At 46.6% G+C, this 15,504-nt stretch carries 5 protein-coding genes and 1 pseudogene; 1 reads left to right on the top strand and 5 read right to left on the bottom strand.

Going from position 1 to position 15,504, the window contains the following annotated elements; all coding sequences use genetic code 11:
- The 5 genes and pseudogenes from Q0Z70_RS11020 to Q0Z70_RS11000 form a co-directional block, all read right to left on the bottom strand.
- On the bottom strand, positions 1-1,499 hold a 1,499-nt coding region (locus Q0Z70_RS11020; RefSeq protein WP_298074502.1), incomplete at its 3' end, for a glycoside hydrolase family 3 N-terminal domain-containing protein.
- 36 nt (positions 1,500-1,535) lie between these two features.
- A pseudogene (locus Q0Z70_RS11015) lies at positions 1,536-4,062 on the bottom strand (sugar-binding domain-containing protein).
- 136 nt (positions 4,063-4,198) lie between these two features.
- Positions 4,199-7,081, bottom strand: a complete 2,883-nt coding sequence (locus Q0Z70_RS11010; RefSeq protein ID WP_298074500.1) for a TIM-barrel domain-containing protein — start codon at positions 7,079-7,081, stop codon at positions 4,199-4,201.
- 142 nt (positions 7,082-7,223) lie between these two features.
- On the bottom strand, positions 7,224-11,306 hold the full coding sequence (locus tag Q0Z70_RS11005; RefSeq protein WP_298074498.1) for a hybrid sensor histidine kinase/response regulator transcription factor: 4,083 nt from the start codon (positions 11,304-11,306) through the stop codon (positions 7,224-7,226).
- Positions 11,307-11,514: 208 nt separating this feature from the next.
- Positions 11,515-13,299, bottom strand: coding sequence for a cellulase family glycosylhydrolase (locus Q0Z70_RS11000; protein WP_298074496.1), 1,785 nt, complete (start codon positions 13,297-13,299; stop codon positions 11,515-11,517).
- A gap of 256 nt (positions 13,300-13,555) precedes the next feature.
- Between Q0Z70_RS11000 and Q0Z70_RS10995 the strand changes: the two genes are divergently transcribed.
- The gene (locus Q0Z70_RS10995) at positions 13,556-15,124 is read left to right on the top strand and encodes a glycoside hydrolase family 43 protein (RefSeq protein ID WP_298074504.1); all 1,569 of its coding nucleotides are present in this window, start codon (positions 13,556-13,558) and stop codon (positions 15,122-15,124) included.
- Positions 15,125-15,504 lie beyond the last annotated feature (380 nt).

Here is a 15,504-nt window from a genome sequence, read left to right as displayed (position 1 = left end):
AGTTCATCCTGCCCGAAAGGCAAGCCGTATTCCAGACGGTCGCCGCCTTCACAATCCTGGAAGTGGTTCTTGTTCAACCCGCCTACCAGTACCACCAAGTCTGCCTTTTTCGCCATTTCCACAGCTTCGGCACGGAGTGAGTCTACAATATTCTGCGGAATTTCATCTGCACTTTCATACATCGGGCGACCGGCGGCATACCCTTTTGCATAGGTCACCTTATCACCATAAACGGCACGCAGCCCATCCAATGGAGATACCATGTCCTTTACTTTCAACTCGGAAGAGCCTCCCCCTTGATTCAGCATGCGTACAGCGTTATCGCCCACTACCAGAATACTTTGGTACCTGGCTGCATCAATCGGCAACAATGGAGCGCCTTTCTTTACCACCGGATCATTCTTCAACAGTACGATGCCCTCATTACCTATCTCGTGGGCAGTAGCATAATGCTCTTCCGTAGCCACCGAGCCATAGGGCTTCTGACGGTTCATAGCCGTGCGGAATATCAGACGGAGAATGCGGGAAGCCTTATCGTCTATCGTAGACATCGGCACTTTGCCATCCTTCAACATCTGGAGGTAAGGGTTGGCAAGGTAATAATCGTTATAGGTAAATGCACTCTCGGATGTCAGGCCGTTGGTGTAAGAACCCATCTCAATATCCAGCCCGTTGACGGCGGCCTCATAGGTATCGTGGGCACCGCCCCAATCGGTAATGACACAGCCGTCGAACTTCCAGTCGCCTTTCAGAATCTTGTTTAACGTAAGATCATTATGGCAGGCGTGCTGGCCGCGAATTTTATTGTAGGAGCCCATGATGCTCCATGCACCTCCCTTTTCTACTGCAGCCTTGAATGCCGGCAGATAGATTTCATATAAAGCCCGGTCGCTAAGATTCACATCAATATGCCCACGCCACAGTTCCTGATTGTTCAGCGCATAATGCTTGACACAAGCTGCCACCCCGTTCTTCTGTAATTCCTGAATGTAAGGCACACACATTACACCGGCCAGATAAGGGTCCTCGCCCATATATTCAAAATTACGCCCGTTCATCGGAGTACGGTAGATGTTGAGGCCGGGTCCCAGCAACACATCCTTTTCACGATAGCGTGCTTCCTCACCGATAGCCTTGCCATACTTGGCAGACATTTCCGGATTCCAGGTAGCGGCCAGACAAGTCAAGGCCGGGAAAGCGGTAATGCTGTCATTGGTCCAGTTAGCATATCCCCAGTCATTCCAGTTGATTTCGGCACGGACACCGTGAGGGCCGTCGCTCATCCAAAGCTCAGGAATGCCGAGTCGCGGAACACCCGCACTGCTGAATTTACTCTGCGCATGGCAAAGGGCTACCTTCTCTTCCAGCGTCATCCGGCTGAGGGCATCCTTTACACGTGCTTCAATAGGTTGTGCATCGTCCATATAGACCGGTGTCTGTGCAGACACGATACTGATGGAACATACCAATAATAAGGTTACTAAAAATTTTTTCTTCATATCTTGATTTGTTAATATGCTATTGTGATTATACTATTATTTAACTTTAATCGCCGTCGTCGCCTTCTTCAGTCCATCAGCCGTAGCCGTCACCTTGACACTACCCGGTTCGCCGTCGTTCTGCACTACTACCAGGCACTTCCCGTAGAAAGCTTTACGGTGGTTATTCTTGAACTTCTCCATAGAAATGGGGCTTCCGTTGTCTACTCCGGCAATAAAGCCGACACCTTCTACTGCAAAGGTCATATCGTTTTCGGCATTCGGACACAAATTTCCGTTTTTGTCCAAAATCTCGACGGTAATGAAACTTAAGTCTTTGCCATCTGCCTGAATGGTACTGCGATCAGGAGTGAGACGGATCTGTGCAGGTTCGCCCGCTGTCCGAATTTCCTGCTCCGTCACGACCTTCCCTTTCTTGCGGGAAACAGCCTTTACCGTGCCAGGCTCATACTTCACTCGCCACATGACGTGGAAATCGTCTTTTCCCTTGCTGCGCACCCCCCCCCTGAGACTTTCCATTCACAAAAAGCTCCACTTCGTCGGCATTGTTATAATATGCCCACATATCAATGTCCTGTCCCTCTGTCCAGTTCCAATGCGGGAAGAGATGCAACACTGTCTTGTCCGAACACCACTCGGACTGATACATGTAGTAGACATCCTTCGGGAAGCCAGCCAAGTCGATAATGCCAAAATAAGAGCTGCGTGCCGGCCAACCGTAAGGTGTAGGCTCACCGATATAATCGAAGCCCGTCCAGACATATTGCCCGCTGATAAAGTTGTTGTTCTTTACATGGCGCATAGTACCTTCGTGACAGTTGCCCCAAGGAACATGGCAGTTATCGTAGGAGGAGCAAGAGAACGAAGCCTCATAGAAAGACTTGTCCCAACGTTCAGGCCAGATAAACATTGAATCACTCGGCATCCGGTAATAACCGCGTGTCATCAGGCCGGAAACACTTTCCGTCACGATGAACGGCTTGCCGGGGAAGTTCTCGGGAATACCTACAAACCAGTCGTCATGGTAGTTGAAGCCGATAATATCAAGTGCACCGGAACGGAACAAATGATTGTTCGGGCTCGGTTCGTTGCAACCTGCCGTCACGGGACGTGTGGCATCAAGCTTTCTCACCATATCCGCCAGCTTCTTTGTCAGCAATGAGTTGACGGACATTATTTCTCCGTCCTTTGCCAGCATATCCGCACTATGACCGAAGTTCAAGACAAGGTTGGCCTCTTCCAGACTCAGGGTATCGGCTTTGGCATCCGTCCACTGTTCCAGCACTTCGTTGCCGATGCTCCACATGAAGATGGAAGGATGATTGCGGTCACGCACGATAAGGTCAGTCAAATCGCGTTCATGCCATTCGTCGAAATAGCGCGAATAGTCGTGACGGGTCTTTTTCTTGCGCCACATATCAAAGGCCTCGTCCATCACGATGAAACCCATACGGTCGCAAAGGTCGAGCAACTCCGGTGCGGGAGGGTTATGGGAACAGCGGATGCCGTTACAACCCATTTCTTTCAGAATCTCCAACTGACGTTCAATAGCGCGCGTATTTACCGCAGCTCCCAGGCAACCCAGATCATGATGCATGCAGACACCGTTTATCTTCACTTGTTCACCATTTAGAATGAACCCTTTCTGTGCATCGAAGCGGAAAGTACGGATGCCGGTAGGAGTAGAGTAACGGTCGAGCACTTCGCCGGTCTGTTTATCTTTGAGAATACTTTCTACTCTATATAAATAGGGCATATCAATACTCCAAAGACGGGGATTCTTCAAGTGTATCTCCTGTTCCATCTCTGTCGGAATAAGGGACTTTAACCGAGCCTCCGACACAGCCTCACCCACCACATTGCCGTCGGCATCCACTAACCGGGATTGCAGGACGACAACAGCCATCATCTGTGTTTCTGCATCGTACTGTAGTTCAGTGCGTATCTTTAACCGGGCACTGTTCTTCGACACATCTTCTGCCGTGACATAAGTACCCCATTGCGCTACATGCGCCGGATTCAGCTTTGTCAACCATACATTACGATAGATGCCGCAACCGGAATACCAGCGCGAATTGGGTTGTTCGGCGTTGTCCACACGGACAGCTAACACATTCTCCTCTCCCCACTTGATATAGGGGGTCAGGTCATAACTAAACGAGATGTACCCGTAGGGACGTGTTCCCAATTCATGCCCGTTGATATAGATGGTGGAATTCATATAGACACCATCGAAATCTATACGATAGCGCTTGCCTTCATCGGCCTTATCGGCAGTAAAAGTCTTACGATACCAGCCTATACCACCAGGCAATGCACCTCCACCCGTTCCCGAAGGATTGTCTTTACTGAATTCTCCTTCTATGGCCCAATCGTGAGGCAAGTTCAGTTTCCGCCAGGCTGCGTCATTATAATCTGGCCGGGCTGCCGCCGTATCGTCTCCCAAGCGGAAGGCCCAGTCGGCAGTAAAATCCAAACTGCGGTCATCGCCAGCCACCTCTTTAGGAATATTGCAACCATACAACAGAGACACGATGGCCAAAGACAATATAATTTTATTCATCGTAATAAATATCTAAAGGATTATTGAGTGCCTATTCCTCTCTCACAACTATTCAGAAGCGGAAGTACCCGGCATCGAGAAAGGCATCGTTCGGCACCGAGAAGATTTCTCTCCCTAACATCGTCTATCATTCTGATTATAATTTTACAGTCTGTGCTTTCCCGTCATACTTCACCGTTATGCCTTTCGCCTTCAAATCGAATGGTTGTGGCTGGTCTTTGCTTACCTTCACTACATTGAAAGTACGTTCTTTCAGCATACCGGGGAAGTCACCCATACGGTCGCCGATAACCAGTGTACCCTCAGCATCGTTATAGGCAAACGGTATAGTGGCATATTGTCCCTTCTCGTAGTTATAGTTCACACCTTCATCCTCATAGAGCATAAATGCGCCGTTCTTACCCGTATAAACATAAAGTGTGATTTCCGAAGCTGGTTTTTCGTCACTGTATTGCATGTCCGGGCCATAAGGTACAATGGCACCTTCGCAGACGTAGAGCGGAATACGTTCATAAGGAGCATTCACTGTCAGTTTCTGGCCACCATCCACATATTTGCCGGAATAGAAATCATACCAACCGCAACTTGCCGGGAAATAAACCTCGCGGCTGCGGGCACCGTATTCGTAAACCGGAGCCACCATCAGGGCAGAACCGAACATGAACTGGTCACCTATATTGTTGACGTTTGCATCAGCTGTGAAGTCCATTACGAGCGGACGCATGATGGTATAATCATTGAAATAAGTCATACCCGCCAAGGAATAGATATACGGCATCATGCTGTAACGCAACTTTATATAGTAAACGATGGAGTTATAGCACGGATGTCCTGCCGGAGCAATATTCCAAACCTCACGGTACGGATACTGGCCGTGTGCACGGAACAACGGACAGAAAGCGCCAAACTGATACCAACGGGTATTCAACTCTCTCCATTCTTTATAATCAGCATTTTCACGTCCAGTCTTGTTGAATTCCATCTGACCAGCGACATAACGGTTCTCCACACAGAATCCGCCGATGTCCATGGCCCAATAAGGGATACCGCTGACAGAAAAGTTCAAGCCGGCAGAGATTTGCGCTTTCATATCTTCCCAACGGGTGGCGATGTCACCACTCCAGGTGGCAGTAGAATAGCGTTGCAATCCTGCAAAACCGGAACGTGTCAACAAGAATACGCGTTTGTCCGGTTCCACGCCACGCTGTCCATCATAGATAGCTTCGGCATTCATCAGCGCGTATGCATTGAAGAACTTGGCAGAGGGTCCGAGTGCTGTCGGACCGCAAAGATCCTTGCGATACTGCAAATCCGTACAGTCGCGTATATTCGGTTCGCTGGCATCCATCCACCAGGCATCTATACCGAGAGGATAGTAATGGTCTTGCATCTGTTTCCAGAAGAGCTTGCGGGCATCGGCATCGTATGCGTCATAGAAAGAACCCAGATAGCCGGGACCTACCCAGTCTTTGATACTGTCTTTAATAGCCTGCCGGTACATCCAGCCTTTTTCGTCAAATTCCTTGAAGTGTTCGGTCGTAGCATAGAACTTGGGCCATACGGAAATCATCAGACGCCCGTTCATGGCATGGATGGAGTCGACCATTCCTTTCGGGTCGGGGAAACGTTCGGGGTCGAACTCATGGCTTCCCCAGGAATCCAGCTTCCAATGCAACCAGTCGATTACGATATTGTCGATAGGAATCTGGCGTTCACGGAATTCCTTCAGGGTGGAGAGAACCTCTTCGCGCGTATTGTACTTCTCACGACTTTGCCAGTAACCCATCGCCCATTTCGGCATAATTGGGGATTTACCTGTCAATGTACGGTAGCCGCTAATCACATCGTCCATATCATCACCATAAACGAAATAGTAGTTTATTTCATTCTGCATTTCACCCCACCAGGACAGTTTGTTCTGGTCTTCATCATCCACCGGACTCAGTACCCGCAGACCACAGTAAGATATACCGGCGTCAGGTTTCCACTCTATCTTCAATGGAACGCGCTTGCCCGCTTCCAGATTGACGGCAAACTTATAGCTGTTAGGATTCCAAGCTGTACGCCAACGTTCTGGAACCACCAACTCATTATTAATATATACTTTCATGTAGCCTGCATAGTAAAGGATAAAACGGAATAAACCGCTTTCTGCCGGTTCTATTTCTCCCTCATAAATTACGTCAGACCCTCCAAATGGAAACTCCGCAGGCAAATTAATCACTTTACTCAGATGCGCAGCACGGTCCAGATGTTCAAAATAAAGAGAATCCTCACGACGTACAAGGGTTTCCACATCTTTCTTATCTGAAATATATGTACCGGTCAAAGCACCTTCCTTGCCGTCTTTATCATACAGTTTGAAGACATCACCCAGCTGTGAATAGTCGCGAGGGTCACCGAAACGGCAGAGTGAATAGCTGTCCCATAGCACACCGTAGTTTTTATTAGACACGATGAAGGGTACAGACACCTTTGTATTGTACTGGAACAGTTCTTCATTCTTACCTTTATAGTTGAACTCATCCGACTGGTGTTGCCCTAAACCATAGAAAGCCTCATCATTGCCTGCCGATTGGAACACCTGACGTACCGTATATCCTTTCGTACCTTCCACTTCCACCGGAGTAAAGGTTCGTCCGTCAGAGTCTTCAGCTAAGATCTGCTTGCCGCCGGCATCTGTGAAGCGTACTTCACCGGTTGTCTTGGATACGATGGCACATAATTCCGATGTCTTGACAGTCACTTCATCGCCCTGCTCTTCAACCTTAAAGTCGGTCTTATTCTGTTGAGGGATAACAATAAGACTCTGCTCCTTTGAAAATTCCTTCTCAGGAGTAGCCGATACATGAATGAGTTTCTCGCCCATTACTTCCAATCTTACTTTACGTACATCCGTCGGTTGCTGTTGCTTGACTTCCACAATAACACCGTTCTCGGTCTTTTGGAATCCGCCTCTGGAACATGCGGCAAGCATCCATCCGGCAAGCAAATAAATTGAAGTACTTTTCAATTTCATTTCTTATTACTGTTTTTACGTGAATTTTCTCCGATGTAAAAATAGGAAGTTCCCTTCAAAAACGAGACCTCCCGATGTTGAAACAAAAGGGCGTTTTTGTTCTCCTAAAAATACAATATGTTTCTGCAAGGGGTATCTTTTGTTATTTACCCTCTCTTTCCTGGTAAACAGAGGGCAAAACGCCAAATTCATCCTTAAAATATTTGCTGAAATACTTGGGGTTGTTAAAACCTAACTGATACGCTATCTCCGATACATTTTGTTGACTCTCGCGCAGCATCTGCGCCGCCCTTTTCAGACGGATGACACGGATAAATTCAATGGGGGGCTTACCGGTTATCTGCAAGAGTTTTTTGTAAAGATGCACCCGACTCATGCCCAATCCCCGGCTCAACTTTTCTACGGACAAATCACACCGACCGATGTTCGCTTCCACATATTTGATGGCATTTTCCACCAGTTTTTCATCCAGCGAAGTAATCACTATTTCACTTGGTTCGGGGTCGATGAGCGACTTTGCCTTGCGCTTCTTGCTCAGGTCAATCAACTTGCGCATACGCAGAATCAGGATTTCTACATTGAAAGGTTTCGTCACATAATCATCCGCACCAATAGTCAAGCCTTCTATTTTATCCTCTACAGCTTGCCGTGCAGTAAGCAATATCATCGGAATGTCACTTGTGCGTTTATCAGTCTTTACCCGGCGACACAGTTCATTCCCATCCATCTCGGGCATCATTACGTCGCTGACAATAATATCCGGCATCAGCTCCGGTATTTTCTGCCAAGCTTCCCGGCCATTGGAAGCTGACTGTACACGGAAATACAAACTCAGACTATCTTTCATAAAGGCAACCAAATCCTCATTATCATCCACAATCAGGGCCAACGGCTTTTCTTTTTCATCTTCATTATTCTCCTCCATATCGTCCGGCAGGTCATCTGGAAGCGGTTCTTCTTCCATACCCGGCAAAAGTTCCTCATGCTCTTCCAGCTCTTCTGCAAGCGGCGCAGGCTTGGGAGGACTTACATGCACATGTTTAACCGGAAGCTCAACCAGAAACACACTACCGGAACCTACATTGTCAACAACGCGTACCGTACCCTCATGCAACGTCACAAAGTCGCGTACCAGACTCAAGCCAATCCCACTACCCGTTGACTGGTGTTCCGCTTCTTCCTGCTCCACTTGATAGAAACGTTCAAAAATCCGCTCCTTGTCTTCATCTCTGATACCGACACCGGTATCCGATACCTTTATCAGCAATCTTCCGGGTATCTCTTTCGACATTTCCAATGCCACATCCACCCGTCCTCCTTCCGAAGTAAACTTGAAAGCGTTGGACAAAAGATTCATTACAACTTTGCCAATCTTATCCTCGTCGAACGACATATTCAATGATTCCATAGCCGAAAAGAACGTCAGATGTATATGGCTCTTTTCGGAAAGCATCAGAAAAGAAGCACAGATACTGCGCACATAGGCCACTATATCCCCTTCGGACAAGGTTAGGTGCGGTCCTACCATCTCATTCTTACGAAAATCGAGCAACTGGTTTACCAGATTCAATAAACGCTGTGCATTGCGGTACATCAGTTGCAGCTTGCCATGCAGCTTCTCGTCCGTAATCTCCTTCATCATACTTTCCATCGGTGATATAATCAGCGTAAGCGGTGTACGCAACTCATGGCTGACATTCGTAAAGAAACGGAATTTCATCTGGCTCAATTCCTCTTTCTTCTTCGCGTCTTCCTCTATCTGGCGTATTCTGAGCTTATTACGTTCTCTCCGTTGTACGGCATAAAGTGAAAAGAAGACAACTCCTATTATCAGAAGGGCATAAACAATATATGCCCACGGAGTCATCCAGAAAGGCGGAAGAATGACAATCTTAAGCAAAGCCTCTTCAGTACCCGCATACCCGTCACTGTTTGTAGCTTTCACTCTTAAGATGTAAGTCCCCGAAGCCAGATTGGTATAAGTAACGCGAGGCATATCGGACATACTCGTGAGCCAGTTCTCATTAAATCCTTCCAGTTTATAGAAATACTGTGTCTTTTCGGGCAGTACGAAATTATCCGAGGCAAACAGCACTGTGAATACATTCTGTTTATAACCCAGAACTACTTCCTCGGTTTCATTCAGATCCTCCTGCAATATGACGCGTCCTACATATTCCTCGCCCACCTTCACGTCTTCATTGAACAACTGGAAACCGGTAAACATAACCTTAGGCAACGTGTGGTTATACTTTATGTTACCCGGCCGGAATCGATTCAGTCCATACAGTCCTCCCACTACAATCTCACCCGTATGAAGTCGTTTGAGGGAGCGCTGGTTAAAGTCACAACTCTGCAATCCGTCCTTGTCGTTATAGGAATAGCAACGGAACACAGGCTGCTCCGTCTTGCTGTCAACAAGCAACACCACATTTATCAGTTCTCCTCCGGTGCTGACCCATATACTTTTGTTTTCATCTTCCGTAATACCTAATATCAATAGCTTGGAGAAATCGGGCTTAATAGGCACTTCGTACAATTCATCCTGTTTACTGTCATATACATTCAAGCCTTCACATGTGGCTATCCATAGCAAGCCGCGACTATCTTCGTAAACTTGATTTATGTTTTGGTTGGAAAGTCTTGTCTTTCCCGACTTTGTACCTACAAAATTTGTAATCTCACCGTTCCTCAGGTTCATGAAAGCCATCCCTGCCGAAGTACCGATAATCAGATTATTGTCACAGCTGATGCAGAGGGATGAAATATAGTCCGACACAAGGTTTGAATTACTTGTAGAATAAGTGGTAAATATTCCTGTCTGAGGATTTAGGCATTGCAACCCTCCCCCTAACGTACCGATCCAGATATTTTTGTCCGCATCTTCCGCCAATGCCCATACATTGTCGTAGACCAGTGAGTTATTGTCTCCCCTACGGGACCGGTAATGGATAAAACGGTTCCCATCATAGCAATTCAATCCGCCCCAGAAAGTACCTGCCCACACTCTTCCGCTACTGTCCCGAAGAAGGCAGACTATGACATCGCTCGAAATAGAATGGGGATCTGTCGTATGCGAAAAAACCATACGTTCATCTGTCACGCTATTCCATCGAACCAGCCCGCGATCATTGGTTCCCACCCATACGATATCACCGCCTCCGTCCTCCACACAATTAATGTCGCCTACATCGACAATACCGAACTTAAAGATACTTTCATGATAGAAAGAGACGCCCTTCTTGTAGGTTCCCACCCACATCGTACCAGCCTCATCTTCATAAAGAGCCGTTATTGTATTGTTAGACAAAGTACGCTCGTTATTAGGATCATTCGCCAGGCGGATTTTCTGTCCCTTCGGTTCTATCAATTCAATGCCATCCTGATCCCTGCCTATCCATATACATCCGTATTTATCCTGCGCCACTGCGCGTACAGCATTGTAAGTGTCCGTTCGGGGAGAACGCTGTTCCCAAACTTTCTGAGAGAGGTTATAAATCCACATCCCCTCCACACTGAATATCCATGCCCTCCCATTATGATCTACAAACAAATCAAAGACAACATTCTTTACTTCCCTGCAATCTTCGACAATGCCTGGATTGGTCCACTTGATATTTTGCTTTTCCTCATCTATACAAGCCAAGATGCCGTTACTCAAAACCAGCAGAACTCCTTCGTCGCATTCTTTCATGTCGGACACTTCGGCTTTCGCGACAAGCTCATTCGAACCCTCTACCGTCACAGCGTTTTTTTGCCCCTTCATATATCTGTAGACACCCTTGCCGGAAACATATATCCAAAAGTCTTTTTCCTTGTCAATATAGATCTGCGAGGGTGTTCCTGTTAGGCCGACATTCCACATCCAAGCTTCCACATTGCGGTCGAAAGTATCGGATACCGAATTGTAAATGGTGTACCCGCTTTTCGTGCGTATCCACAGATTGCCGGAAACATCCTCTTGAATGTCTTCTATATAGTTGTCGGGAAGAGACGTCTCATCATCCTTCTGGCTGCGGTAAATCCTTATATTGTAACCATCATAGCGGTTCAGCCCCGAAGCTGTACCAAACCACATGAATCCGTTTGAATCTTTATAAATGGCATTAACCTGATTATTGGAAAGTCCGTCTTTCACCTCCAAATGTTTAAACATGTAGTCGTGTGAAGCTGCAGAGAAACATATCATCCAAACCCACAAGAGCAGTAGTTGCAGTCTTTTCATACTATCATAGCTAAAGGAAGTTATTTTTATTGCAAATAAAATAAAAAACGGACAGAAAAGCAAGGAAAGACAAGGATTTTTAAAGACGGAAAAGCATATTCCTCAAGGACATACTTCTCGAAAAAACTATATCAAACAATCCTTGTAACTTATAAAACCTATTTACACAATGCTTTTGAAAACGGCCTTTATTCTATCCGCCACTTCATCAGTAAGGGTATTTACCTGCTGCGGCCCCTTTCATAATGCCCTCAATGGCATAAGCCTCCTTCACCTTACCCGTATTACGATTCATGTCACCACCGGTTTCCCAATAGAAAGGAACACAACCATGGTTTTTCGCCTCACGGGTGACTACTTCATTCCAATAGGCGCGGCTTTTGTTGTGCATCTCCTGGTCAATGTCGGGATAGGCAAGTTCGGAGGTACCCTCTATCTTGTCTTCTTTTGTCCGCTTCATGGCACCGTACTCGCCTACAATCACAGGAATACCCTTATCTGTATAGGCCTCCTTCATCTTCTGGAACTGTTGCTTCACATGATCTTCTTCGTTACCTGTTGTGGCATTATGAATGGAGCCTGATAAATGATTGCTTTCCCCCCAATAAAGGAATACTTTACCCCAGGTTTCGTCATGGTTCATCAGGGTGAACTGATAGGGATCATAGAAGTGAACTTCCACCATCAGACGGTCGTGCACTTCATCCTTAGGCATCGTGTAATCGTTCACTGTCCTGTCGATGTTGGTATAAGGACCTTGCACAATCAGGCAACGGATCGCATTATTCCCTCCGGTGGCACGCACGGCATTGATGAAGGTTTGCTCATATTTCAGAATGACATCTATGTCCGATGTTCCAACGTTTCCCTGATCTTGTTGTCCGGGTTCGTTACATCCGGCAAAAAGCAAGTGTTCGTCATAAGCATTCAGTTTATTGGCAATCTGTGTCCAGATTGCTTTCTGCTTGGCATCTACTTCGCTGCTGTAACCATGAGTGATACTTTCTTCGAGCCAACCGCCATCCCAATGGATATTGACAATGGCATACATATCATTGACTACACAGTAACCCACCACTTCGCTTACACGGTCGAGCCATGCCGCATCTATCTCATAGGTCGATGGATTCACAATGTGGTAATCCCACGCGCAAGGGATGCGTACCGCATTGAATCCCAATGCCTTCAGTCCTTTGATATATGTCTCGCTCACTTTAGGATTTCCCCATAACGTTTCATCTGCTATCTTGTTATTGCTATCACAAGCTTCCAGCGTGTTTCCGATATTGATACCTGCATACATCTTAGAGGCAAGTGTCCTGGCATCGCTTTCCATACTGCCGACCTCGCCCGCAGCCTGTTTTACGGTCACAGTCTCCGTCAGGTTACCCAAAGTAAAAGTGATATGGCCTTCGCGCGCTTCCAGAAGATTGGGAGAAACGGTAAATTTAAAAATCTTGTCTTCCATGACACGGGTATTGACCGCCTTTATCCAGGAAACATCGGAAACGGCTTGTACGTCACCATTGGTTTCCACTACCACAGAGACATCTCCTCCCGCAGCAGGCAGGTCGAAAGAAGTGGAGTTAGATATGATTAGTCCGTCCGCAGCCGTCTGTCTCACAGTGAAGCTCCCTACTTCGCTGCCTCCGGCTTTTACCGTTACCCTGGCTTCACGGTCACTCGTATCCGTATTGGCTTCTGCCGTAACGGTATATTTCAAAATACTACTCGAAGCAGAACTTTCGGCAGTAACCTTGCACCATTCCGGTGCGCTGCTGGTAACTTCCAATGCAACGTTCGACTTGATATTCAGCGTACTTGTTCCTCCGGTCTTGGAGAAAGTCATTCCATCTGTCAGAATGTTCGCGGGAATCGTTATTTCAGGAGTCACAGTATCGTCATTGTCGGAACATGCTGCAACGAAAGAAGAGAAAAGCAGTGCCGACAGCATTAAGCAAATTTGGAATTTTTCAATAATATTCTTCATCATGGCTTTACGTATTAAGGACAATGATTAAATCAATAAAAACAAAAGTAGCGGAAAAAAGCGAAAAATACACCGATGCCATGTTATCTGCAACGGTATCATTTGTTTCCGAATAGGGCTTAAAAGTAATCATTGAATGACATCAGACATATCCGGTTTGTTTGAACCGAAAGAATACTTTATTTTTGTATATAAACACTTCCTTCAACGACTCTGATATATATCTGATAACGATCTAAAATACAATGTATTTATGAGAATGAAAAAGATGATGTTACTTTTAGGACTGGTGCTCAGCCTGTCCTGCTTTTCACAAAACCGGCAAAGTTATCAAAATCCGGTTATTCCCGGTTTCCATCCTGATCCGAGTGTCTGCCGTGCAGGGGATGACTTTTATCTGGTCAACAGTAGTTTCCAATATTTTCCGGGCGTACCGTTGTTCCACAGCAAAGACCTCATTAACTGGGAACAAATCGGACACTGCCTGACGCGTCCCTCACAACTACCGCTTCACGACGCCGGCCCGTGGGGAGGAATCTATGCACCCACTATCCGCTACAACGACGGTACATTCTACATGATTACCACCAACGTATCCGATAAAGGCAACTTCCTTGTACACACTACCGACCCGCGTGGCGAATGGTCAGAACCCGTATGGCTTAAGCAAGGCGGTATAGACCCGTCCCTCTATTTTGAAGACGGCAAGTGTTACCTTGTCAGCAACCCAGACGTAGGCATCTATTTGTGCGAAATCAATCCACAAACCGGCGAACAACTCAACGAGTCCAAACGCATCTGGAACGGTACGGGCGGACGGTATCCTGAAGGGCCGCATATTTACAAGAAGGACGGCTGGTATTATCTGCTGATTTCCGAAGGCGGCACGGAATATGGTCACAAAGTGACAATAGCCCGTAGCCGCAATATAGACGGTCCATACGAAGAGAACCCTGCCAATCCCATCCTGACCCACATCAACAAGAATGCACAGGACAGCCCGATACAAGGAACCGGCCATGCCGACCTGATACAAGCCCCCGATGGTTCGTGGTGGATGGTATGTCTCGCTTTCCGTCCGCAAAACGGCAGCCATCACCTGTTGGGACGCGAAACGTTCCTTGCTCCCGTGCGCTGGGACAAGAATGCCTGGCCGGTCATAAACGGAGATGGTACAATAGCCTTGCAAATGGATGTACCAACCCTACCGCAACATCCTCTTGCCCCAAAGCCTACACGTACCGACTTCAAAAACGGTAAATTAGGTCCCGAATGGATTCATATCAGAAACTATCATCCAGAAAACTATACCTTTGCTTCCGATAACCTCCGTCTGAAAGCAACCCCCGTAAACCTGAACAACGGGAAAGGAAGTCCTACTTTTGCTGGCCGCCGGCAAGAACATATCAACTTCACAGCTACCACTTCCATGCAACTGGAAAAAGCCACCGGTGGTGACGAAGCCGGCCTGACGGTCTACATGTTCGAACCGTCCCATTATGATTTATTTGTCAAGCAATTGGCAGACGGGAAACAAGCTGTAGTATTACGCTACCAGTTGAATGAATTGACCCATACGGAAAAGGAAGTTATTCTGCCCCAAGGGAAAGTACAACTCCGGGTAAAAGGCAGCAACGAAATCTATTCGTTCGAGTATGCCACAGACGGAAAGGACTTCAAAGAGCTGGGCCGAATGAATACGCGCTATATTAGTACAGAAACTGCCGGTGGCTTTACGGGGATCATACTGGGATTGTATGCCGTATCCGGTTCTCAAACCTCAAAGGCATACGCAGACTTTGAATACTTTGATTACGAAGGAATATAGCAGCCCTTAGCCCCTGCTTTTCTCCGTTCCGCTCCTTTGTCCATCCGAACAAAGTACAAGGCAGAGAGCTATCATAGCGCCGTCTTACGACCACCTTCTTTAACGTGAGTTCGATATAAGAATTAATATATTTATCTGATTAATAGAAATATAACTATAAAAGCATTTAATTTATAGTGTCAAGCTATCACATTTAAACGATTATCACTATGTTTTCGGAGTCTGAAGTTATAGAGATTTATTGGGAATAAATACGGATGACCATAAAAAGGAGAACAACAAACATCCTCCCTTTTTTATCAGTTTGACTAGTCCTGAATAACCGTTACAGTTATTGGACAAAAATAAATTATTTATTACAGTTCAGCAAGGTTAGTCTT

Source organism: uncultured Bacteroides sp., assembly GCF_947632445.1.
Taxonomy (GTDB): domain Bacteria; phylum Bacteroidota; class Bacteroidia; order Bacteroidales; family Bacteroidaceae; genus Bacteroides.
The sequence above is the reverse complement of the archived record's forward strand: the minus strand, read 5'-3'. Positions and strand labels throughout refer to the sequence as shown.

Bases quoted from the DNA above. Each gene is read 5' to 3' on its own strand.
- Q0Z70_RS11010 (WP_298074500.1), bottom strand. From the start codon at position 7,081: ATGAAATTGAAAAGTACTTCAATTTATTTGCTTGCCGGATGGATGCTT.
- Q0Z70_RS11005 (WP_298074498.1), bottom strand. From the start codon at position 11,306: ATGAAAAGACTGCAACTACTGCTCTTGTGGGTTTGGATGATATGTTTC.
- Q0Z70_RS11000 (WP_298074496.1), bottom strand. From the start codon at position 13,299: ATGATGAAGAATATTATTGAAAAATTCCAAATTTGCTTAATGCTGTCG.
- Q0Z70_RS10995 (WP_298074504.1), top strand. From the start codon at position 13,556: ATGAAAAAGATGATGTTACTTTTAGGACTGGTGCTCAGCCTGTCCTGC.